This is a genomic window from uncultured Gemella sp., from assembly GCF_963515875.1.
Taxonomy (GTDB): Bacteria; Bacillota; Bacilli; order Staphylococcales; family Gemellaceae; genus Gemella.
Genome location: NZ_CAUPZX010000028.1, coordinates 1 through 23,907, shown reverse-complemented (window position 1 = coordinate 23,907; position 23,907 = coordinate 1). Strand labels below are relative to the sequence as shown.

Annotated in this window: 18 protein-coding genes; 10 read left to right on the top strand and 8 right to left on the bottom strand. The window is 29.1% G+C overall.

The annotated features are described in order from the left end of the window. Positions 1–157 precede the first annotated feature (157 nt). The 3 genes from budA to RWL85_RS05880 all read right to left on the bottom strand — a co-directional run bounded on the left by budA (position 158) and on the right by RWL85_RS05880 (position 3,545). Complete coding sequence (gene budA, locus RWL85_RS05890) at positions 158–853, bottom strand: acetolactate decarboxylase (protein ID WP_314085999.1); 696 nt, start codon at positions 851–853, stop codon at positions 158–160. A 138-nt stretch (positions 854–991) separates the two neighbouring features. Then, on the bottom strand, positions 992–2,668 hold the full coding sequence (alsS, locus tag RWL85_RS05885; RefSeq protein WP_314085997.1) for an acetolactate synthase AlsS: 1,677 nt from the start codon (positions 2,666–2,668) through the stop codon (positions 992–994). Between the two features lie 334 nt (positions 2,669–3,002). Next, complete coding sequence (locus tag RWL85_RS05880) at positions 3,003–3,545, bottom strand: GNAT family protein (RefSeq protein ID WP_314085995.1); 543 nt, start codon at positions 3,543–3,545, stop codon at positions 3,003–3,005. A gap of 135 nt (positions 3,546–3,680) precedes the next feature. On the opposite strand from RWL85_RS05880, the gene psiE reads away from it, so the two are divergent. Beyond that, a complete protein-coding gene (psiE, locus tag RWL85_RS05875) occupies positions 3,681–4,082 on the top strand; it encodes a phosphate-starvation-inducible protein PsiE (protein ID WP_314085992.1) in 402 nt (133 codons plus the stop codon). Between the two features lie 38 nt (positions 4,083–4,120). On the opposite strand, the gene RWL85_RS05870 is transcribed toward psiE, so the two are convergent. After that, the gene (locus RWL85_RS05870) at positions 4,121–4,864 is read right to left on the bottom strand and encodes a DNA/RNA non-specific endonuclease (protein WP_314085990.1); all 744 of its coding nucleotides are present in this window, start codon (positions 4,862–4,864) and stop codon (positions 4,121–4,123) included. A gap of 74 nt (positions 4,865–4,938) precedes the next feature. Next, on the bottom strand, positions 4,939–5,952 hold the full coding sequence (gene trpS, locus RWL85_RS05865) for a tryptophan--tRNA ligase (RefSeq protein ID WP_314085988.1): 1,014 nt from the start codon (positions 5,950–5,952) through the stop codon (positions 4,939–4,941). A gap of 177 nt (positions 5,953–6,129) precedes the next feature. Between trpS and RWL85_RS05860 the strand changes: the two genes are divergently transcribed. The 3 genes from RWL85_RS05860 (at position 6,130) to srtB (ending at position 8,365) form a co-directional block, all read left to right on the top strand. Beyond that, the gene (locus tag RWL85_RS05860) at positions 6,130–7,119 is read left to right on the top strand and encodes a lipoate--protein ligase (RefSeq protein ID WP_314085986.1); all 990 of its coding nucleotides are present in this window, start codon (positions 6,130–6,132) and stop codon (positions 7,117–7,119) included. 24 nt (positions 7,120–7,143) lie between these two features. Then, positions 7,144–7,467, top strand: coding sequence for a heavy metal-binding domain-containing protein (locus RWL85_RS05855; protein WP_314085983.1), 324 nt, complete (start codon positions 7,144–7,146; stop codon positions 7,465–7,467). 100 nt (positions 7,468–7,567) lie between these two features. Further along, a complete protein-coding gene (gene srtB, locus RWL85_RS05850) occupies positions 7,568–8,365 on the top strand; it encodes a class B sortase, LPKTxAVK-specific (RefSeq protein ID WP_314085980.1) in 798 nt (265 codons plus the stop codon). Between the two features lie 51 nt (positions 8,366–8,416). Here srtB and RWL85_RS05845 read toward each other — a convergent pair whose 3' ends face one another. The 3 genes from RWL85_RS05845 to pcp form a co-directional block, all read right to left on the bottom strand. After that, positions 8,417–9,796 carry an MATE family efflux transporter gene (locus tag RWL85_RS05845; RefSeq protein ID WP_314085977.1) on the bottom strand — a complete coding sequence of 460 codons (1,380 nt, stop codon included), beginning with the start codon at positions 9,794–9,796 and terminating at the stop codon, positions 8,417–8,419. Between the two features lie 12 nt (positions 9,797–9,808). Beyond that, positions 9,809–10,213 carry a MarR family transcriptional regulator gene (locus tag RWL85_RS05840; protein ID WP_314085975.1) on the bottom strand — a complete coding sequence of 135 codons (405 nt, stop codon included), beginning with the start codon at positions 10,211–10,213 and terminating at the stop codon, positions 9,809–9,811. Positions 10,214–10,535: 322 nt separating this feature from the next. Further along, a complete protein-coding gene (gene pcp, locus RWL85_RS05835; protein ID WP_314085973.1) occupies positions 10,536–11,183 on the bottom strand; it encodes a pyroglutamyl-peptidase I in 648 nt (215 codons plus the stop codon). A 373-nt stretch (positions 11,184–11,556) separates the two neighbouring features. Here pcp and RWL85_RS05830 point away from each other — a divergent pair, with 373 nt between their 5' ends. The 6 genes from RWL85_RS05830 to RWL85_RS05805 all read left to right on the top strand — a co-directional run. Further along, positions 11,557–13,173, top strand: coding sequence for an ABC transporter ATP-binding protein (locus RWL85_RS05830; protein ID WP_314085971.1), 1,617 nt, complete (start codon positions 11,557–11,559; stop codon positions 13,171–13,173). Positions 13,174–13,552: 379 nt separating this feature from the next. Continuing rightward, positions 13,553–14,200 (top strand): anaerobic ribonucleoside-triphosphate reductase activating protein, encoded by a 648-nt coding sequence (gene nrdG / locus RWL85_RS05825; protein WP_314085969.1) that lies wholly within the window; start codon positions 13,553–13,555, stop codon positions 14,198–14,200. Between the two features lie 125 nt (positions 14,201–14,325). Beyond that, a complete protein-coding gene (locus tag RWL85_RS05820; RefSeq protein WP_314085966.1) occupies positions 14,326–16,476 on the top strand; it encodes a YhgE/Pip domain-containing protein in 2,151 nt (716 codons plus the stop codon). Between the two features lie 138 nt (positions 16,477–16,614). After that, positions 16,615–17,616, top strand: coding sequence for a glycosyltransferase family 2 protein (locus tag RWL85_RS05815; protein ID WP_314085964.1), 1,002 nt, complete (start codon positions 16,615–16,617; stop codon positions 17,614–17,616). Positions 17,617–17,618: 2 nt separating this feature from the next. Further along, positions 17,619–19,643: a glycosyltransferase family 39 protein gene (locus RWL85_RS05810; RefSeq protein ID WP_314085962.1), complete on the top strand. Its 2,025-nt coding sequence runs from the start codon at positions 17,619–17,621 to the stop codon at positions 19,641–19,643. A 933-nt stretch (positions 19,644–20,576) separates the two neighbouring features. Then, positions 20,577–23,907, top strand: a 3,331-nt coding sequence (locus RWL85_RS05805; protein WP_314085960.1) for a Rib/alpha-like domain-containing protein, incomplete at its 3' end; no start/stop codon positions are given.

Sequence of the window (23,907 nt, the reverse complement as noted above, 5' to 3'; positions counted from 1 at the left end):
GACCAAAACATCAATATCTTCATTGATATTTTGGTCGTTTTGTCAACAATCTGAAGAAAGCAACTAGATTTCTAGTTGCTTTCTTATATGTTATTTGGTAATTATATTGTTATAGAATAATTCCCCCAGGCAAGGATTACTTGCTTGGGGGAAAAGTTTAACGAGAACTTTCAGCATCATGTACTTTTTTGTGTAATGTTTTTAAATTAATATTCACAGCTTTATATTCATCACTTTGAGGTAATTCGAGTTTAAAGTTCAATGGTTTAGATATTTCTATAGTAGCGTTATTAATATCAAAGTTAAATATATGGCCACCTTGAGTGCAATCATCGCTTATATAGTGAAGGTGGAATCCTCCAACACCTATTCCTTGAGTATATTCTGGAGAAAAGAATCCTACAATTGTACCATGGGTATGTGTATAATTAAATATACTTTGTGTTTTTAATATATCTAAAAGAGGTGGATAAGGTTTTTCATGTTTTTTAGGAGAACGAGTATCCATCTTCTTAAATACACCAGTTATTTTTATTGCATAAAAATAATTTGGATTAATATATTCTCCAATAGACTCATAGAGTTTTTCAAAATTAGTATTTATTACAGTTTTATAATTAGCTGAAAACTTTGTGATATTTGCAAAAGGGGAAGTCGCCTCATTGGGTTGAAGAGTTGAAATTCCACTGCTATCAGTTTTGTAAACTTTGCCATTTAGTATTATCATTTCTCCATCTACGCCTTCAAAAGTACCGATTCCAAAATCACCATGTTGTAATAAATTTTCTACTGTAGTAGTTCCACTAAAAGCACCATCCATAAGAGCTGCCATAGTACTATATTGGTATAACATAATTAATCTCCTTAATGTTTATAATTTTAAAAGTCAAAAATTTAACTTTATAGAAATTTATTTTAGTAGTAGTTCATTAGTAAAGAGATAAACTTTACATATTATGTAAGTTTATACATTTGAATTAACTTTATAAAATTAGTTTAAGTAGCTATCTTGAAGAGTTTCACCAAGTTTAATGTTATCACTATAATCAACAGGTACGTCAATAACGACAGGACCTTCAATTTTAAATGCTTCTTCTAAACATTTTGCAAGTTCTTCTTTTGTTGTAGCTCTCATACCTACAGCTCCATAAGATTCTGCGTGTTTTTTTATATCGACTTGGCCAAGGTGTACAGCAGAATCACGTCCATATTTCATCTCTTGTTGAAATGCGACCATATTATATGATGAATCGTTCCAAACTACATGAACTATAGGTGATTTTAATCTTACAGCAGTTTCAAGTTCCATCGCTGAGAATAGGAAGCCACCATCACCTGAAATAGATAAAGTTTTTTTATTAGGATAAAGTAATCCTGCAGCTATAGCCCATGGTAAGGCTACACCTAAAGTCTGCATCCCATTAGAGAAAAGTAAATGACGAGGTTCGTAAGATCGAAAATGTCTAGCTAACCAAATACCATGAGATCCAATATCACAAGTAACAATAGTGTCATCAGATACTGCATTTTGGGTTTGCTGAATAATTTCTAAAGGATGAAGTCGCCCTTTAATTTTTGATTTAGGAGGTTCATCACGTTTTACTATTTCTTCTTGAAGCTCTTTTAGATAAGATAGATTTTCTTCTGAAATTCTTACTTTTGGATTTCCTTCATAAATACATTTTAAAGTTTCTGAAATATCACCGATAAGTTCTATATCGGGTTGGTAATCTCTGTCTATTACAGCGATAGTATCGTCTATGTGAACTAATGTGGCACATTTATTGGTATTCCAATAGATTGGATCATATTCGATAGGGTCATAACCAATAGATATAATTAAATCTGCTTTGTGTAGTAATCTATCACCGGGTTGATTTCTAAATAATCCAACGCGACCATAGAAGTGTTGAACTAGACCGCGAGAGATTACACCAGCAGCCTGGAACATTTCGACAACAGGTATACCAGTTTTAGCAACTAATAATCGGATTGCTTCTGTGGCTTCTTTGGTAGAGGCATTCATTCCTAAAAGAAGAACTGGCAGCTCAGCATTTTCAATTTTTTCTACTAAATCGCGAACATGTTTAGGATCTGCAATACCTAAAACAGGTTCTTTAAGTCTTTTAATTGCTGTTACTGAAGTATTTTCATTTATAACATCAGCAGGTAAAGAAACAAATGTAGCACCTTTTTTAGGTTCTTTAGCTTTTCTAAATGCATTAGCAATTGCTTCAGAAATACTATCTTGATGTCCAACCTCAACAGCTGATTTAGTTATTGGACGTAGTAATCCTACGTTATCCATACTTTGGTGTGTTTGTTTTAATAAATCAGAACGCTTAACTTGTCCTCCTATAGCAACTACTGGATCTCCTTCAGAGTTTGCTGTAATTAAGCCTGTTGCAAGATTACTAACACCAGGTCCAGATGTAACTAGCGCAACTCCAGGCTTTCCGGTAAGTCTTCCAACAGCTTGAGCCATAAAAGCGGCATTTTGTTCGTGACGAACTACAATAAGTTCAGGCCCACGATCGACAAGAGCATCGAATACAGCATCTATTTTTGCACCAGGAATGGCAAAAATATGTTTAACCTCCTCGTTTATTAAGGTATCTACAACTAATTCTGCTCCACGACGAGAATTTTTCTCTAGATTTTTACTCATTATTACTTCTCCTAAATTATAAGAATAAAAAATATATATTAATATTAATATTCTAACTCTATATTATATTTTTTTCAAGAATGGAAACTTTTAGAAGTAAATAAAAAAACAAGATTTCTAATAAATCTATTTTATTCAGCTTTTAGTATGTATATTAGATATATATAAATCTTTTAGAAAACGAATGTATATATTAAAACATAGGATGTCTAAAATAAATCATACAAACTTCTTTTATTATTTAGGAGTTTTGAGTTGATTCTATTTTTAGTAATCAAAAATTTCTATATCGCATTTAAATGTATTAAATATGTTGTTTTTAATTCGATAGATTTTAATTTTTATTAATTGAACTATTAAAAAATTCATCTCTTAAAATACCATATTTTATCGAATCATAGTAAACACCATTATAATATCTAACTTTTCTTATTCTAGCTTCACAAAAAAGGCCAAGTCTTTCTGCAAGTTTCATCATTCGTTGATTACCACTCCAAGTAGTAAGTCCAATATGTTGAATTTCAGGAAATTTATCAAAACATATCTTAAGCCACTTGTTCAAAGAAGTATAACCTATACCTTTTGACCAGGCACGTTGCTCATATATTACTATCCCGACTTCTAACCAACGAGTGGCAAAGCTTTCCCAATAATGAGTAACGATACCAACTGGTTTATCATCTAAAAATATTCCCAAAACATGGTCACCTAAATAATATTCATGATGATTTTTTAGTAAGAAAGTTTCTAAGTCTATAAATTTAAATTCGTTAAAGTAAGGTGCATTATATTTACTCCATTCTGGATTTTCTGATGAGTAAATCACATTATATAAATCAATTAAATGTTTTTCTTCAATTTTCTTTAGTGTAATCATAAAAATCTCCTTTTCTATATTATATCATAGGAAAAACAAGAGAATATATAAATAGCTCGTATAAGTAATTTTATTATTACTTTAAATTTTTGTATGATATAATAATTTTCATGAAAATAAACATAGAGGTGAGAAATGGAAAAATTTAGTAAAATAATTTCTGATAGTTTTCTTTGGATAATGAACATTGCTTTGTTAATAATAGGAATATTATTATCATTTGGATTAATAATGGAAGCCAAAGAGATTTTTTATGAAGGAACAAAATTTTTAAAGAATCAAGGAAGTTATCAGCATTTTGTTGAGGAAATATTAGTATTCTTCCTATATTTTGAGTTTGTAGCTCTGATTGTGAAATATTTTAAAAATAATTATCATTTTCCGCTACGATACTTTATTTATATCGGAATAACAGCGATTATTAGGATGATTATAGTACAGCATGATGATCCTAAGAGTGTTTTAGTCTGGTCTGGAGCAATTTTATTACTTGTAATAAGTTTAGCAATTGCTGAAAAATACATAAAAAAAGATTAAGAAAAGACTTCGAGCTTACTTAGTTCGAAGTCTTTATTCTATTTAACAGTATATTTTCCAGTTTTATAATCGATGGTAACACCTTTTTGGAAGTTTGGTAAAAATACATTGTACTTAACACTCTTACCATTATCTTCAACTGACATAGCTTCCATAATTACACCTTGTGCAACTAGATCATCACCTTTAAAAACGGGAGTTACACGATAACGAACATGTTTTTTTGTTTTCTTAACATAATCCGCAACTTCATTTTCAAAAGGAATCATATTAAGATTCATAAATCTTGTACCTGTCATAAGGTTTTTATCATTATCATTTTCTCCAGCAAGCTGAAATGCTATTAAATGCGATCTATCATAAACATGAGCACCTCGATTACTTTGCCATCCACTAGGACGAACATGTGCTATTTCTTCACGTTTATCAGTAGGCATTAAATCAATGCCGATAATCCCATTAGCTTGTCCAACACGGCCAAGTTTATCTAACGGACTGTAGTTTTCAAATGATGTAGTAGATAAATCTTCTTTAGCGAAGTATGGATTATTATTGTTTAGTACTTTATATTTATTATTATCAGTTGCTTCACTTTCTTTTGGTGCAGTGAGTGAGTTTAGTACATCATCAGGTATCTTTGAAACACTTGTAAAAGAAGTAGTAGATAAAGTTTTACTTGATGGTTTATTGGTATAGTATGTGATAGCAAATGCAGCTAAGATTACTATAGCAATCGAAATAATTGAAAATAGTGACAATTGTTGTTTTTTTCTTTTCGCCATAGGGCCTCCTTATTTTTTATAATAATTCAAACGATTAAGAGGAAGAGTAGAGCTCTTCCCCCATAAAATATTTATTATTTGAAATAATTAATTCCCATTGCATCTTTTACTTCATCTAGAGTAGCAGCTGCAACTTTTTCAGCTTTTTCACTTCCAGCTTTTAGCATTCTGTATACTTCAGCTTTATCTTTTGCAAATTCTTCGCGACGTTCTCTTATTGGACGTAGGTAATCTTGCATAACATCATTTAAGCGACGTTTTAATTTCATATCACCAAGTCCACCTCGAGAATAGTGTTCTTTAAGCTCAGCGACCTCATCAGTACGAGTATCGAAAATATCAAGGTATGTAAATACCACATTCCCTTCTACTTGACCTGGATTTTCAATTTTAATGTGATTTGGATCAGTATACATTTTCATGATTTTAGCTTTAATATTTTCTTCGCTATCGCCTAAATATATACCATTGTTTAAACTTTTACTCATTTTCCCTTGTCCATCAATTCCAACAAGACGGGCGTGATTTTTAGGTGGAAGTACAATTTCAGGAAGTACTAGAACTTCTTTATTGTATGTTCTATTAAAGTCACGAACGATTTCACGTGTTTGTTCAAGCATAGGTTTTTGATCTTCACCAACAGGAACATGAGTTGCTTTGAATGCTGTTATATCAGCAGCTTGGCTTACAGGATATGTGAAGAATCCTGCAGGAATACTTTCACCGAATTTCTTATCGTTAATTTCCTGTTTAACAGTTGGATTACGGTGTAATCTAGAAACAGATACTAAATTCATGTAGTACATATATAATTCAGCAAGTTGCGGAATTTGTGATTGAATAAAAATAGTAGTCTTGCTTGGATCAATTCCAACAGCAAGGTAATCAAGTGCAACTTCTGTAATATTTTCAATAACTTTTCCAGGATTATCAGCATTATCAGTAAGAGCTTGTTGATCAGCTATCATAATAAATACTTCAGTATCATCTTCATTTTGTAAAACTATACGATTTTTTAAAGAACCAACATAGTGACCTAAGTGAAGTTTACCAGTTGGTCTATCTCCAGTTAAAATAATTTTTGTCATAAAAGGGTAACTCCTTTATAATAATTTTAATAATTCCTTATAATTATACCATAATCTAGCAGAAGTTTGTTTGAATTAATATAAAAAATATTAATTTGAATAAAAACTTAGTGTTTTACTTGGAAAAAAATGATATAATAATAGGTATAGAAATAGATAATTATCAAGGAGATTAATATGATATACATAGAATCAAAAAGTAATGATCCACGTTATAATACCGCTTTAGAGCTTTATGCTTTCGATGAACTTGCAGAAAAAGATGATGTGTTTATGTTATGGATAAACTCACCATGTATCGTTGTTGGTAAAAACCAAAACACAACAGAAGAAGTAAACCAAAAATTCTGTGATGATAAAGATATCAAAATCGTTCGTCGTGTAAGTGGTGGTGGTGCAGTTTATCACGATTTAAACAACTTAAATTACACAATTATTTCAAACGGAAGAAGTGGAGAAGAATTCGACTTCAAATCATTCTCACAACCTGTGCTTGATGCATTAGACTCATTAGGAGTTAAAGCGGAATTTACGGGACGTAATGACTTAGAAATCGATGGACAAAAATTCTGTGGTAATGCACAATACGTACGTAATGGTCGTATTATGCATCATGGGTGTTTAATGTTTGATGTTGATACATCAGTTTTAGCTGATGCTTTAAAAGTATCTAAAGATAAAATTGAATCAAAAGGTATCAAATCAGTACGCTCTCGTGTAACAAACATTAAAGATCATCTTCCGAATCAAGATATGACAGTTCAAGATTTCGTAGCTTCACTTAAAAAATATATGAGTGAAAAATACGAAATGACTGAATTTGTTGCAACTGAAGAAGACGAAGCTGCAATCTTAGCTATCCAAGAAGAAAAAAATAATTCATGGGATTGGGTATATGGTAAAAACCCTGACTTCAATATTAAACGTAATAGAAGACTTAAAACTGGTAAAATTGAAGCTAATATCATGGTAGAACAAGGAGTTATTACTAATATCAAATTCTATGGAGACTTCTTTGGAGTAATGGATGTAGAAGATATTGCTAAAAAATTAGTAGGTGTAAAATACCAAAAAGAAGATGTTCAAAAAGTGTTAGAACAAATTGACATTAACTCTTATTTCTTAGGAGCAACATTAGAAGAAGTAGTAGATATCTTAGTAGACTAATAAATAATTTTGGAGGGATGTATTATGATAATCACAACAACAAATAATGTTCCAGGAATGGAAATAGCAGAATATAAAGGATTTGCTACAGGTGAAGTAGTAGCTGGGATTAATTTCATTAAAGATTTAGGAGCAGGAATTCGAAACCTTTTTGGTGGAAGAGTTCAAGGGTACGAAGATGAAATTATTCAAGCAAGAACTGAAGCTTTAAAAGAGCTAGAAGCTCGTGCAGCAGCAATGGGAGCCAATGCGGTTATCGGAGTTAGAATAGACTTCGATGCTCTAGGAAGTAACGGTAATAACATGCTTTTAGTAACAGTTACAGGAACAGCTGTAGTAGTAAGATAAAAAATTATATAAATTGTAAAATAAAAGTAATAGAAAAATCTATTAAGATATTGTATAATGATAAACAGTTATTAAATTTTCAATAGAGAGGAAAAATATAATGAAAAAAGTATTTAATTTTAAAAAGCTTTTCTCTATTTTACTTTTAGCAATTGCTTTGGTAACATCTGCAGTATTTGTAGCAGGATGTAGTGATGATGACAGTTCAAGTACAAGCTCATCAAAAGCAACTTATAAAGTAAGTAAAGAAGACAAAGATTATTTATCAAAACGTTTTTCAGAGTTATCTAAGACTAATAATGAAACTGTAGCATATGTTTATGCACCAGGTACTCAGTTAGATGAACCAGTAGTTCAAACTAATGACAATGAAACATACTTAGATAAAACTTTTGAAGGTGGACATGTTCCTTACCTTGGTACTGTATTTATGGACATGGATAACAAAAAAGATTTCCATGACAGATTAACTTGGTTATTTGGGCACGCTCGTGGAAGTAAAGTTGGAGATCACCGTATGTTTAACGATGTTAACTACTACGATAAACAAGAATACATGGATAAACATAAATATGTAGTAATTGAAACTCCTGAGAGAAAATACTACTATGAAGCAGCATTCTTAACAATCGTACCAGAAACAACATCATTCTATCGTTTAGACTTTGAAAATGATGAAGATTTCTTAAACCAATTAACAAATGTTAAAAAAGATGCAGCTACTAAAAACGACAATGTAAAACTTAAAGGAAATGATAAGTACTTAGTATTATCTACTTGTCGTGAAGAAGATGAAACAATTCGTTCTAACCTATACCTTCGTTTAATTCCAGACAATGAAATGAACGATTTCTTAGCAAAACACAAAGACGAATTAAAATACGCACCAACAAGATAATATGCATAAAAAGCAATCTATTGACTAGTTCAGTAGATTGCTTTTATATATTTAAATTATATTTTTTCTAGGCATTAACTTAAATTCTCTATTTAGGAAGAATAAAGAAACAGAGAATGCACAAAGGTCTGTTATAGGTGTAGCATAGATTACTCCATTAATACCAAAGAAATGTGAAAGAATAAATAACATTGGTATTAGTACTATAAGCTGTTTAGTTAAAGCGATAGTGACACCAATCTTTGGTTTTCCTATTGCAGAGAAGAAAGTAGAGCTTGAAATATGAACACCATTGATAAATGTAAATAACAAGAAGAATCTCATATACTTAACTGCAAACTCAAAGTAAAGATCATTACCATTACCAAATAGACTAACAATTTGTTTAGGAAAAATCTCAAAGATTAAGAAGAATGTAATTGAGATAATCATTGCATACTTCATGGTATATCTCATTGTAGTACGAACTCGCTCGTATTTTTTAGCTCCGTAATTATATCCGAAAATTGGTTGAGCTCCTTGAATTAATCCAATAATAATAGCTATAAATATTATATAAATTTTAGCTACGATTCCAGCTACAGCTATAGGAATATCATTCCCGTACACAGAATTAGTACCGTGAATATTTAACAAGTTGTTTGTTACTATTTGAGCTATCATATTAGAACCTTGGAAAACAAATGAAGGCATTCCAAATCCTGCAGCGACTTTTAATAAACGTATCTTAGGGATGAAGTCTTGCTTAGTAAATTTAACACTTTTAAATTTTGGAAAATATAAAACAAGAATCAAAGCGGATAAGAATTGACTTATAACTGTAGCCCAAGCTGATCCAGCAATTCCCCAACCGAATCCAAAAATAAAAATTGGATTAAGAATAGTATTAAGTACTGCACCAAAAATAATAGCAAACATTGAATATTTTGGACTATTATCCGAACGAACAATAGGGTTAGTACTAATTGATATTAAAAGGAATGGAATTCCTAATGACGATATACTTGCAAATGTCATCGCGTATTCTAAGATTTCATCAGTAGATCCAAATGCGTACATAAGTGGTTTTAAGAATATATGTACTAAAATTGTAATAATAATACCTATAATAAATAATGAAGATACTGCAGTGCCAACTACAGATTTCGCTTTTTCAGGATTTCCTCGCCCAAGTTCTAGATTAAAGTTTGAGGTAGCACCGATTCCAATCATTAGACCTATAGCTAAGCAAATAATTGTAAGAGGAAATGCGACATTTGTTGCAGCATTACCTAGGTATCCAACACCTTGACCGATAAAAATTTGGTCAATTACACTATACATCGCATTAATAATATTCGCGGTAATTGCAGGCCAAGCAAATGATGTAAGTAATTTTTTTATAGATTTTGTACCTAGTGGATTTTCTATATAATTTTGTGTTTTTTCCATTTGATTTCCTCCTTAAGTTATTTTATTCAATAGTGTGAAAAAAGTAGAAATTTCTTTTTCAGTTAAGTTTTTAAGAACTTCTTTTTCAGCTGTGTTTAGTAGGTTAGAGTAAGTTGATAAGACTTCTTTTCCTACTTCAGTCAAATGTAGTGTAAAAGAACGTCTATCTTTCACTCCACGTTTTCTAATAACAAAATTTTGTTTTTCTAGTGCATCGATATTACGTCCAACAATATTTCTATCTTTTCTGTGTATTTCAGCGAGTTTAGCTTGAGTTAATCCTTCATTTTCTGAAATGTAGATAAGAGTAATGAAATGCCCGTGTGTAATACCAATCTCAGTTAGAGGTTGTTTAGTATAATTTCTCATATTTTCTAAAAGTGTAATAAGCTTATATCCCAACGCATCTTTTAACATAATTTCACCACCTAAAATAATATAGCTAATATATTATATACTTAGTATACTACTTTGTCAATAAAAAAAGAAAGAGAGTACTCAAAAATAATGATTTCAAGGAAACAAGATTTTGTAGAGTCACTTCCTGCAGTAGTTTATTAGATATCTGAAAAGCTTTTATAAAGCGAATTCAGATATCAATAAACCACTGCGTCTATGAGTTTTCCTATAAACTTTGTTAAATTTTAGGACTTTTTGGCTATCCCCTATCTTTTCAGTGTTTTCTTACTGTTTATGAAAATATGATTCTGTTTGTATAGAATTAGGAATTTAGTGATAATTAATGTTCAAGACCACCCGTTACTTTTGTATCTTCTTTATCATAATAAGTCACAGCAGTTTTTATTATTAATTCTAAAGCAACGATAATATCTTCTTTTTTCATATAAGGCATGTTAGGTTTGTTTGTAACCTGTTCTTCAATATAAGGGATATGAATAAATCCAGCTTTAATATTTGGATATTTTTTTGAAGTTAGATATAAAGATTCATACATAATATGATTGCAAACAAAAGTCCCGGCAGTATTAGAAATAGTAGAAGGGATATTATTTTTATTTAATTCATCAACAATAGCCTTTATCGGTAGTGTGGAAAAATATGCATTCTCACCATCTTTTCTTATAGTTTCATCAATAGGGCTATTCCCAATATTATCTGGGATTCTAGCGTCATCAATATTAATAGCGATGCGTTCAGGTGTAATTTTACTTCTTCCACCAGCTTGCCCAACGCAGATTACTATATTAGGAGAAAATGATTTTATATTTTCTTCTAAAACCTGTGAACTATCTTTAAAGACTGTAGGTAGGGTAATTTTCTTAATTTCTATATTATCAATATTATCTGGCAAGCTATTAACACATAAATTAGAGGGGTTAATACTCTCTCCCCCAAATTTATCAAAACCAGTTATTAATACTCTCATAAAGCACCTCGTAATTTTTAAAAAATATATTGTAATAATTAACTTAATAATATTCTATGGTAATTATTACATCTCAATTAATTAAATTTTTAAATTATAATAATTATAAAACAGTTTAGAAAATTTGAAAATAGCATTTTTATAATTTTAGGAGATAAATTGTAATTAGTGGTAAAATAAGAGATAAAAAATCATAAATTTACTAGTTTTAATTTTCAGATTTTTAAGAATTGAATTTACATTATTCTGAAAAAATGATATAATCTATTTATTAGCTAAGATGTATTTTGCGAAAAGATAAGTTTTACTTTATTGTTGGCTAATAAAACAAAGCTATGTGAAGTAATGCGTAATAAATGGGAAGGAGAGGTTTATGTATCGTACAAAAAAATATTATGATAATAAGTTGTATATTGTTCAATTTATTACCATAGTTTTTATTTTACTAAGAACTATAGTAAATTTAACATCAATTTTTATTATTCAAGTTATCTTGGATAGTTTGATATCTAAAGATTTCGAGAGAGTTTATCATTTTATTAAATACTTGATAGTAGTATTAGTATTTTATTTTTTATTGTTATTTCTTTCTCAATATTTTTTAAGAAAACTTTTCTTTCTTGGAAATTTTTCTGTTTTAGAGTATTTTTATGATAAGTTTTTAAAAAATGAATATAATGATTTTAAAGAAGCAAAAAGTGGTGAAATATTATCTAAGTTAACGTCAGATAGTATAAAGATATCAGATTGGTATTCTCAAGGTAAAGTTATTTTAGTAACGCAATCTTTTATTTTGTTTTCTATATTGATGTTTATGTGTAGGTATAATGTTTCGATAACACTTATATTATTTTCTGTAATACTTGTATGTTTTTTTATTATAAAACAAATAAGTAAGAAGCTTTCGAATTGTATGAAGAGTGAACAGAAATTATTAGGTGAAACTAATCAATATATACTTCAGTCAATATTAGGTTATTTTGATTTAAAGCAATTAAACAAAGAACAGTACTTTATAGATTATCTTAAAGAAAACATAATAAATAAGAGAATAAAGGTTAATACTGATTTAGCAAAATATTTTTCACTATATGTAGGTATATCCGCTACTGTTGCATTTATACTACCTATTGTTTCTCTATTACTTTCAGTGTATTTTATAATATATAAAGATTTTTCTGTAGGTTCGGCTATTGCAATATTTTCTACAGTTAGAATGTTAGATGAGCCTATAAATTCTATATCAGATAAAATAACTGTTAGGCAGACTGCTCATAAGATAGAAAGTGAGTTGTCTAAGACTTTCAATAATAAAAGCAATGAAGAGAAAGAAGTATTAAAAATAAGTAAATTTAACAGTGTAAATGTGAATATATCAAGTTTTTATTTTAAAGATAATCTGATTTTATCTGATTTTAGATTAGAAATTAATAAGGGTGATTTTCTAGTTTTAAAAGGAAGAAGTGGTGTAGGAAAGACGACAGTATCTAATCTTATATTAAGAAACTTGCAAGAAGGTTCATATAAGTTAGATGGGGAAGTCTTAATCAATGAAAAAGATATATATAAGAATAATATACAAATTTTAGGAGGATTTCTAAAAGTAAATCAAGAGCCATACATATATGAAGCTACAATAAGAGACAATATTCTCTTAGGTGATTCATATGAGGAAAGACTTGATGAGATAGTTAGATTATTACACCTGCAAGAATTGATTGATAAATTAGGATATGATTATTTATTGAAAGAAAACGGAAAAAACTTAAGTGGTGGAGAAAAGCAAAGACTAGAATTGGCTAGAATATTAATAAGGAGACCTGAGTTTATTATCTTTGATGAACCAACAAGTGCTATGAATACCAACTTGAGTGAATTAATAGTAGAAAACCTTTTTAACTACTTAAAAGAACACAATATTACAAGTATGGTAATAACTCATAGTAAGGAATTCGACAAATTTGCTACAGATATGATAGAGATTAAATAAGAGTAAGAACAACATTATAAATATTGTCGCAGATAAGTAATACTTATACATGGAGTTAGATACTAGTGATTTAGGATTTTGATTTTATAAAAATTGATTTTCCTAAGTCTTTCTTTGTCGTTTTATATAAGATATATTTTGAGGGTGTGGAACCAAAAGTTCTAAAGTGTAAGAAAGTTTATATGAGAACCAATAGAACTAACGATTTATTGATATCTAATTTCGCTTTATAAAAGTTTTTTAGGTATTTAACAAACTGTATTATTGTCACTCGATAAAATCGATTTCTCAAAAATAAAGATTTTTGAAGATCTCTTTATAAGATAAATTGTAATTCATTTTTAAAAGTGATATTATATGAATATAAGGGGTGAGGATTTTGTCTAGAGAAGAAAAATTAAGAACAATTATTAGAACGATAGATAATTCAGAATACAGTGCTACTAAGAAAACTACTAATAAAAAGTGTATGATGAGAACATTTAAAGAAGCTAATGACACTTGGCTAGCTGAAGCTTATTCTAAGAAAAAATATGCTGATTATAAACCATTTCAATTCGTTGATGGAGAAGGAGTAAGATGTTCAATCTACTTAAGCGGATGCTTATTCGCTTGTAAAGAATGTTTTAATGAAAGCATTCAAAACTTTAATGCTGGACAATTATATACTAAAGAAATAGAAGATCAAATAATACGAGATTTAAGTAATTCATATGTACAAGGACTAACAATTTTAGGAGGAGAGCCGTTCCTTAATACTCAGGTAGCTAGAACGTTAGCTAAAAGAGTTAGAGATGAGTTCGGTTCAACAAAAGATATCTGGGTATATAGTGGCTACAAATATGAACAACTCCTAAACGGTAGTGAGGACAAAAAAGAATTACTAAGTTTGTGTGATGTATTGGTAGATGGACCTTTTATGATTTTTCTAAAAGACTTAAGTCTTAGATTTAGAGGAAGTAGTAACCAAAGAATTATAGATTTAAAAAATTCTAGTAGAGATAATGTAGTACTGTATATGGAGTAAGTTTGAATATAATGATATTACTTTAATTAGTAGTTATTTCATGATATAATAATAAAATTGATAATTAGAGATATAATATATCTCTAATTATTTTTGTTAAGAAGCTATAGAAAGGAGATTAAAAGTTGAAAAATATTATAGAGATTTTTCGAAAGGATATAAAAGAAGTATTTAGAAAAACTAATACGTGGATAATTATAGTAGGATTAATCTTTTTACCATCGATGTATGCATGGCCGAATATACTATCTTCATGGGATCCGTATGGTCATACTAACAATATAAAAGTTGCAGTGACATCAGAAGATGAGGGGACTACTGTTGATGGAAAAGATTTAAACTTAGGTAAAAGTTTAGTTAGTGGATTAAAAAATAATAAAAATCTCGATTGGCAGTTTGTCTCTAATAAACAAAAAGCTGAGGACGGAGTAAGAATAGGTGAATATTATGCGAGTATTGTTGTACCGAAAAATTTTAGTAAAGATATGACATCGGTTAGTAGAGCAGAACCTCAAAGAGCGACTATCGAGTACACAGTAAATGAAAAAATAAATGCGATTAGTCCAAAAATTACTAATAGCGGGGCTTCAGCAATAGCTAATAATATTAGTAAAAACTTTGTAGAAACAGCTAATGGTATAATTTTTGAAAAACTACATGAGGCAGGTATTAAATTTGAGGAAAATTTACCTTCAATAGAAAAGGCTAAACAGGAAATCTTTAAATTAAATGATAATTTTTCTACATATGAACAAGCTGTAAGTGAGTTAATTGCTAAAGTAGAGCATAGTTCAAATGTTTTGAATAATGTTCAAAATATACTTTCAGAAATAGATAGAGTGGCGACTAATAGTATTATGCTAGCTGATAAGGCTGGAATTACTATTAATAATATTCAGGGATTCAACGAAAGATTATTACCGATTATTAATAATCATCTTAATGTTGTAGAGGAAGTATCTAGAGAAGCTAATGTTATAGCAAAAGAAATTCAACAAAAACCAGATAAAATAGAAGAGATAAAAGCTAGACAAAAGGCTTTAGATAGCAGACTTCAAGCGAGTGGAGAGAGACTGCAACTTGTAAAGAATATTTTTGAATATTTTAATAATCTATCAAATGAAAGATTATTTAATAGTCAACTTGATAGAGTAACGACATTATCAAATGATATTACGATGATAAAAGAAGTAAATAATAATATTTATAATAATATGGATTACTATGAAGAAATAGCAGATACTGTAAAAGAGGAATTTGTAAATAGATCTGCTAGAGTTAACGAAGTTTCAACAAATATAAATTCTAAATTAAATGATGAGATAGCTCCATTGATTTCGCAAGTACTTAATAAGGCTGAAGTGAATATAGATAAGGTGAGTGGCATAATTGCTCATGCTCAAGGAGAGCTTCCAACGGTCGAGAGAAAGTTATCAGAAGCGGAGATTAAGATAAACAACGCTTATGGGAGATTATTATCATTGCAAGCACAAATGCCATCTGCAAAGAGTAAAATTCAAAAGTTAACAGATGAAATTAAAAAAGCTGATAGTGGGATAGATAAAAATCAACTTGTTAATTTATTGAAGGTAGACTACAAACAACAGGCAGAGTTTTTCGCAAATCCTGTTAAACTTCAAGAGAATAAACTTTATCACATAGAAAACTACGGTTCGGCGATGACACCATTTTATACGGTTCTTTCTATTTGGGTTGGATCATTATTAATGTCTTCGTTACTGACTACTAAAGTAGAAGATGAAGAGAAAAAATATAAACCATATGAAAAATATTTTGGTAGAGGATTATTGTTTGTAATTATATCTTTATTCCAAACATTAATAATTACACTAGGGGATATGTATGTTCTCGGAACACAAGCAACATCACCATATAGATTTGTAGTTTATGCATTATTAATATCGCTTCTATTTTCTTCAATTATCTATACTATAGTGTGTATTTTAGGAAATGTAGGGAAAGCTGTTTGTATAGTATTATTAGTATTACAATTAGGAAGTTCAGGAGGAACATTCCCAATTCAAATGACATCAGAATTTTTTCAAGCGTTATATCCAAAAGTACCATTTACATATTCTATAGGTTTACTACGTGAAGCGGTAGGTGGTGTATATATTCCAGCGGTAGAGCGTGATATAAAAATATTATTTATCTATCTAATTGTAGTTTTAGTTGGAGGAGCAATTCTAGTCAGTTTAAAAGCACGTTCAGAAAAGTTAAGTAGGGAAAGAGAACGTTCTAAGTTATTCTTGTAATATTTATAGATTATCAGTAGAAATTATGTAGTTTAATTTGATAAATTACTTAATTTCTACTTTTTTCATAGGAAATGAAAAATAATATTTTTTGTGATATAATTAAAAGATAAAACCTTAAAATATAGAGGATAAATTATGGTTAAAACATTAGATAGAACAAAAGACATATTTTTAGATACAATGCTTTTGGGAAATGAAATATTAACGAAAAAAATAAAAACAACTAATAAAACAAAAATTACAGTAATCTTAGCTGCATATAGAAGTGTAAGTAGACTAGAAAGTGTAATAGAAGACTTATTTAATCAAAGTTTTCAAGAATTCGAAATAATTGTAGTTGATGATCTTTCAGATTCTGAAATAGAAGAAGCGGTTGCAGGTGTCGATAATAACAAAATAAACTATATAAAAAAACAGTTAGGATCTAATTCTTCAGCGAAAAACTGTGCGTTAGAATTTGCTAAGGGTGAATATGTGGTTTTTGTTGAAGAAAACTCTAAATTAAAATCAACATATTTAGAATTATTATTTGATGAAATTTCTCAAAAAAACCTTGATATAACAATGTTAACAAGAGTCGGTTATCCTAGTATTTTAGATGGAAGAATTTCATCGGGTCAGAAATATTTAGTAGAAGAAATTAAGAGATTGAAAAGTGATTTAAACTACAATATAACTGCTTGTATATTTAAGAAGAAATTTTTAGATATTTATAATGTAAGATTCCAAGAGGATATGTTAGCATTAGAGAACTTGTATTTTAAATTACGCGTCTTTGATGTAGCAGGAAAAGTCAGTCAAATAGCAAAAATAGGCTATAAAGATTTAGAAGAAAATAAATCTGTAAGAAATAATGCTATGGTTGAAGCTTCAACAAGAAGAATAATGATTGCATTTAATAAAATAGAAGAATTTAAACAGGATAAAAAGTATGAAGATAGTTTAAATTTACTATGCGGATATTTACTTTTTGATGTGCTTAGAATGCATGAAAATATGTCCGAGGAAATAGAAATTTTAGAGTTAATAAAATCTAGAAAAGATTATTTTGACAGTGATACCTTTATTAATAAAACTATGATGGCAATGTCTCCGATAGTTTTTGCTAATCATCTTAACAGAAAGGATAGGAGATAGTTATGAGGCGAATATTACATAATGTGTTTTCATATGCATTTATAGCTTTATTCACAATAGCTTTGACCTGGGCATATGTAGCACCTTTTGTATATGAAAGAATATTAAATCCATTGGCACTAATTTTAGGAGTACCTGTGGTTTTTATACTGTTTATTTACGCAGTAAAAAAAGTTTTAGCAACAGATGAAGTCGGACTAAAAAAATATAATAAAATTATAATATTAGTTTATGTAATTTTCCAAGCGATTATATTGTCGATGGATACATTAAACTTTTCGGATGGTGCAGAGATAGAAAATGAAGCACATTATATGCTAAACTATGGAAAATTCTCTGGTGAAAGATATTTCTTAGTTTATCCGAATAATATAACACCTACTATAATTCTTTATTGGATATATCGTATAGCCGCATTTTTACATATATCAGAAGTATGGACTTTACACATATTCTGTTTTTTAGTAACAACGGCAACAATATTCTTAACGTATAAAACTGCTGGAAAATTACTAACAAAACAAAAACAAACAATAATTTTTGGATTAATGATATTATATATCCCATTCCAAATGTATAGTTTATTCTATTATTCAGATACTCTGATGGTAATTATGGTAGCTTTAATAATATATGTTCTTATTCCATCAGATGGTAGTTTCATCTTTAGAACGAAGCATATTGTGGCAGTGGCTATTTTAGTGGCATTTGCGTGGAATTTAAGATCTAATATTATTATTATCTTACCCGCATTAATTGTGTACTTACTATTTTTTAAATGGTATAAGAATTTAATTTTATTACTGGTGACCTTTGGTATTGCATTTGTCTTCTTTGGTAAAGGATTTGACATGCTTTGGGCGCACTATGGTTTTTGGAAAGACGATGGTTATAGATTCCCAATGTTACACTGGGTAATGATGGGAATGAGTATTCAAGGAGGAAGTTATAACTGGCAAGATTTCCAATTTACTTACCTTAGTCAGAATAAGATGACTGATGACCTGGGCTTATTCTTTAATAGGGTGACTCATAGACCATTTTTCCTTAATTTACTTATGATAGTTCTTAAAATAAGAGGTAATTGGAGTGATGGAACAATAAACTACACTAACGGGACACGTGCATTAAGAGATGGAGATGGATTCTTATGGCAATTATTCTATGGAAGTGATAATAGTTTTTTCATATATATTTCTCAAATGATGTATGTCGTAATTTTATTCGGAATGGTTTATTACATTTATAAACGTAGAAAAGAGTATATAACATCATGTTTCTTATTCCAAATTATAATTTTTGGAGTATTTATGTTCCATTTAATTTGGGAAGCGAAGCCAAGATATGTTTATGCATGGATGCCAATAATCTTTATTTTAGGTGCGAAAGGGCTAATACTCTTTGCTGAAAGATATGAGACTTTAATATTTGATAAGTATAAGAAAAAACTTTATATTGCTTTTGGGGTAGTATTTGCTCTTCAAGTAGGAAGTGATAGTTTCTTAAGACCATCTTATTCGATGAACTTAGACTATGATTCACGCGTAATTAATGGTATTAGTATTTATGCAACGGATAATTATTTAAGAGATGGAATAGTTAGGGTTAATAAAGATACAGAAGTAGAACAAACATTTAAAGCTAATCGTAGTTTTAATTATGTTCGTGGATATATTTCATCTTATGATGAGAAAAACAATTCGAAGTATAAGGTGGAAATAATCGATAAAAAAGATAATAAGGTAGTACGAGAACATGAATTCATCTATCGTGAATTGTATTGGGAATTACCATTGCAGACGTACACGCTACGCTGGTATTTTGATGATTTACCAGCTGGTGATTATAGTGTGAGATTTTCACAAGTAGAAAGTGATAATAACGGTAGTATAGTTATTTCTAGTGTACCTAATGAAATGATTGATATGTACGAAGCAGGAAAATTATATATTAATGGTGCAGATCAAAATAAAAAAGATCTTTCACTACAAATAGGACATAGATATCAAAAACTTTGGTGGTATTAGTAATATAGAGAAAAGAAGTTTTTTAATCTTGAATCAGATTAATATGAGGCTCATCTTCGGATGGGCCTTTTTATATAATAATGAAAAGTGAGTGACAAAAAATATAATTTTGAAGAAAGTGATTTTGTTGAGCTCCCCGCAAACTTTAATAGATATCCAAAAAATCCTCATAAAGTAAATTTAGATATTGATAAATCGCTATGTTCATGAGTTTCTATATTAAAATTTTAGACTTTTTGCTCAGTATCATAGTAGCAAGTTTTGTATTTTATTATTTATAATTTTATTTATCAAGAATGAATTTATGGTGTAAATATAATAATATTATGACTTTGAATAGAGATAGTATTTATTATAAATTCTTGACAAATAAATATTAAAACTCTAAAATAGAGTTTAAGGGATATAATCCATTTAAAAGAAAAATGGATATTATTATAGATAAGAAAATTTTGTTTGATAAAAAAATATATAGTTAATTATATATCTTTTATTTTTTAATAGTTTATTAATTTTATTTTGTAGAAGTTATTTTATTTAATAGGGAAATGAGTATGAAATAATCGTAATATATTTTTATGAAGATTTCTAATTAAGTATAGTTATATTTATTAAAATTTCATAGAATAATCTAGCTTATAATATGATGTATTAGATGGGAGTTACTTAAAAATCATAATTTTAGAGAAATTGATTTTATTGATTCTGTCTTATAAAATTTATTAGATATCTAATAAACTATTATGTTTATAAGTTTTTTACACAAATTTTTCAAAAAATATTTAGAAGTTTTAGTTTAATCTAATATATTCAATATATATTTTGATTTTTTTGTATCTTGTAGTCGTTGATATAAAAACTAGATTTATTGATTTAATTTTTTATGTTTATCTATCAATCTAGTATAAAAAAATATAATAGTAAGGAGTACCCATGGTAAATAAAGACAAAAGAAGAGTATTAAAATATTCGATTAAGAAATTTAGTGTTGGAACATTTTCAGTGTTAGTAGGTGCATTTATATTTTTAGCATCACCAGCTTTAGCAAATGAAACGAATATTAGTGAAAATATATATAAAGAAAATAACACTATTATAGAAAAGGAAAAACCTAAAGAAACTTATAAAAGTGAAGTGAATGTGAGAAATGAAATTAGAGATATTGAAAGAGAAGCTTCAAGAGATACAATAGAAAATAATTCACCAAAAAAGCAAAGTAATTTAATAGAAGAAAAAAATTATTTAACAGAAAAGAATGGTGAATCAATAGAAGAGAAGAGTTCTGTAGAAGAAACTATTGCTGAAAAGCCAAAATCTCGTAGGAAAAGATCTGTAGATTCAGAAAGAGAATCTGTAAAACGATTTGCAACTGATGATGATTTTGTGAAAATCTCAAAAGGTTTAATAACGACAGAAGATGGTAGGATTGATAATTTACTTTTTGGAAAAACGCCATTAAAAGCAAATGAAGATAAGGATGGAGATAGTGCGAAGAATGGTAACGAGATTTATATTTATGAAAAAGATGGAAAAACTTATTATGGATATTATGGTCATCCATTTTTAAAAGATACGGATGGAGATGGCTTGACAGACCACGATCAAAGTGATTTAAGTAAAGAGGGAGATGATGATAATTTCAAGTGGTATGTAACAGATCGCGATACGGCGATGTTTATGAAGTTAGTATATCGAGATGATGAATATATTAAAAAAGTTTTAAATAAAGATTATAAGTGGACTAATGCTGATAATGCTGTAGCAGATGATCCAAAAGCCAGAGATGTGTATGAACTTATACATAATGAGTTTTCTCCATATTGGGAAATCGATAAGATTTATCACAATTCAAGTGGACTTGATGCAGTATTATTTAAGACTAAAAGTACGTTGCCGATTTTGCCGAATGGTTTAGTTCATGTTCTTGCGATAAGAGGAACAAAAGGTAGTGCCGATGTGTCTAATGATGTGATTATTGCAACAGGACAAGATCCAAAGCAAGGTACAGAAATAGAAGAAATAATAAAAGAGATAGGTATAAGAGAAGATATTAAGAATTTTTATATTACAGGACATTCTTTAGGAGGATATTTGACTCAACGTGCTGTAGTTAAGCTAAATAGGTTAGCTAATGAGGAAAATGGGTATTGGATTGATTCTGCGGCTAAAAAATACAGAAACTTTTACAATAATGTTTTTAAAAAAGCTACAACATTTAATGCTCCAAAAATTAATGCTTCGATTTTAAGTGGTGATTTATATAAGAAAAGTATTTTAAGTAAGCAATTAGCAAAACAAGGAAAAATTAAACATTATGGAATGAGGGGAGATAGTTTAGTAGGATTGTTATATAATGATTCTGATGTTATGACCTACATAGAGGGGGGAGAACATAGTTCTAATGCCTATTTCTCAGCAATGTTGAATGATGATGATAATTTTAATATAGGTGAAAGAACTAGAGTTAGCGGTAAAGGGAAAGAAAATCTATTACTGAAAAACTTAAAAATAGTAGAGCCAACGGATGAAGAAGTAAGAAAAATAGTAAATGAGAATATAAGAATTTCATTGAAGGATCAAAATCCAGTAGAAATATTAGCGTTAAATAAAATATCAAGAGAAGAAGTATTAAAAAAATTAAATTTAGATAATTTACCTAATACAGCAACATTGAATATAAATATTCCTGGAGAAGTTCAACCGACAGCAGTAAATTATGTTTTACCAGTAACAGTAAGTTATCTAGGGAAAACAGTAAATCCTAATATAAATGTAGTAGTAAAAGTATTACCAAATTTTGAGGAGTTGAAAACTGTTAAACAAAAAGTATCTGAAGAAAAAGAGAAGAAAGTAGACACAGAGCATAAAACTGCGGAAACAAAAAACCGTTATGATGCAAAAAAAGTAGAATTAGACACTAAACTACAAAAAGTTGAAGAATTGTTAAATAATAGTAGTGCCAAACAATCAGATATAAAAGTTTTAACTAATGAATTGGAAATGTTGTTAGAAGAATATAAAATGTCTGTTAGTGGCTTAAAATTAGATAAAACTTTATTGATAGATGAGATAGCAAGGGTTAGTAATAAACTTGAGACATTTAAAAATACCAATACTACCTTTAAGCCATCAGAAGTGGTAAATGAGTTTAATAGCAGAAAAATTGAATTGTTAAAAAATTATAATAGTATTTTGAAAGACGTGAAAGGTAATTTAGATGCAATAGAGACTTATGATAAGTTGTTACAAGAGAAAAATAAATTTGCTAGTTTAGAAGAAAATATTGTATCGGCTTTGTCTATTCTAAATAAAAAGCAAAAAGATTATTATGAGCCAATTAAGAAATCTTATGAACTTTATGAAGGAGATAAGCCTAACGAGGAACTATCTATTGAGAAAAATAATCTACCTATAAAAAATATTATATGGGAAATTAAACCGAATACTTCAAGTTCTGGAAATAAAGAGGGAAGAGTAAAAGTAGTATATAATGATGATAGTTTTGATTTAGTAGATGTAAATGTGAATGTTAAAGCATTGTATGGAGAAATAGTTACGGCAACTAAAGAAGAAAAGATCCCATTAAAAGTAACTTACATTGGTGATGAAACAAAAGATTATGGTTATATTAGTGAAATTACTGGAAAAGATGGTAAAGTTGTTACAACCATAAAATCAAGATTAAATAAAAAGACGAATAATGTAGAAGAAATAAGTAGAACTCCAGTAAGAACAGAAGCCGTAAACACAGTTGTTACAAAAGGGCTTAAGTCTAAAATAGAGGAGATCAAAATCCCAATAGAAGTTGTTTATGAAGAAGATGCTTCGTTAGATAAAGGTAAAGAGTTTGTAAAAACAGAAGGAGAAGATGGTAAAAATATTACGACAACGACGTATATTTTAAATAGTACGACGGGAGAAGTTATAGAAAAAATAACTGTAGAGAACAAGAAAAAAATAGATAAAATTATAGTAAGAGGGACAAAAGAAGTAGTGAGTAAGCCTGAAATTGTAGAGGTTCCAACAGATCCAAAAGTTATACATAGTGAGGATGCTACTTCTGTTCAACCAGGAGTACCTGAAAAGCCAAAAGAAGAAGAGCCAACAGTTCCAGGGAAAGAAGAACAACCAGTTCAACCAGGAACAACAGGAGAACAAGGAAATCACGTTCAACCAGGAGTACCTGAAAAGCCAAAAGAAGAAGAGCCAACAGTTCCAAGGAAAGAAGAACAACCAGTTCAACCAGGAACAACAGGAGAACAAG

Bases quoted from the DNA above. Each gene is read 5' to 3' on its own strand.
- psiE (WP_314085992.1), top strand. From the start codon at position 3,681: ATGGAAAAATTTAGTAAAATAATTTCTGATAGTTTTCTTTGGATAATG.
- RWL85_RS05830 (WP_314085971.1), top strand. From the start codon at position 11,557: ATGTATCGTACAAAAAAATATTATGATAATAAGTTGTATATTGTTCAA.
- RWL85_RS05840 (WP_314085975.1), bottom strand. From the start codon at position 10,213: ATGTTAAAAGATGCGTTGGGATATAAGCTTATTACACTTTTAGAAAAT.
- RWL85_RS05810 (WP_314085962.1), top strand. From the start codon at position 17,619: ATGAGGCGAATATTACATAATGTGTTTTCATATGCATTTATAGCTTTA.
- RWL85_RS05870 (WP_314085990.1), bottom strand. From the start codon at position 4,864: ATGGCGAAAAGAAAAAAACAACAATTGTCACTATTTTCAATTATTTCG.
- RWL85_RS05845 (WP_314085977.1), bottom strand. From the start codon at position 9,796: ATGGAAAAAACACAAAATTATATAGAAAATCCACTAGGTACAAAATCT.
- srtB (WP_314085980.1), top strand. From the start codon at position 7,568: ATGAAAAAAGTATTTAATTTTAAAAAGCTTTTCTCTATTTTACTTTTA.
- RWL85_RS05860 (WP_314085986.1), top strand. From the start codon at position 6,130: ATGATATACATAGAATCAAAAAGTAATGATCCACGTTATAATACCGCT.
- pcp (WP_314085973.1), bottom strand. From the start codon at position 11,183: ATGAGAGTATTAATAACTGGTTTTGATAAATTTGGGGGAGAGAGTATT.
- alsS (WP_314085997.1), bottom strand. From the start codon at position 2,668: ATGAGTAAAAATCTAGAGAAAAATTCTCGTCGTGGAGCAGAATTAGTT.
- trpS (WP_314085988.1), bottom strand. From the start codon at position 5,952: ATGACAAAAATTATTTTAACTGGAGATAGACCAACTGGTAAACTTCAC.
- RWL85_RS05815 (WP_314085964.1), top strand. From the start codon at position 16,615: ATGGTTAAAACATTAGATAGAACAAAAGACATATTTTTAGATACAATG.
- RWL85_RS05880 (WP_314085995.1), bottom strand. From the start codon at position 3,545: ATGATTACACTAAAGAAAATTGAAGAAAAACATTTAATTGATTTATAT.
- budA (WP_314085999.1), bottom strand. From the start codon at position 853: ATGTTATACCAATATAGTACTATGGCAGCTCTTATGGATGGTGCTTTT.
- RWL85_RS05855 (WP_314085983.1), top strand. From the start codon at position 7,144: ATGATAATCACAACAACAAATAATGTTCCAGGAATGGAAATAGCAGAA.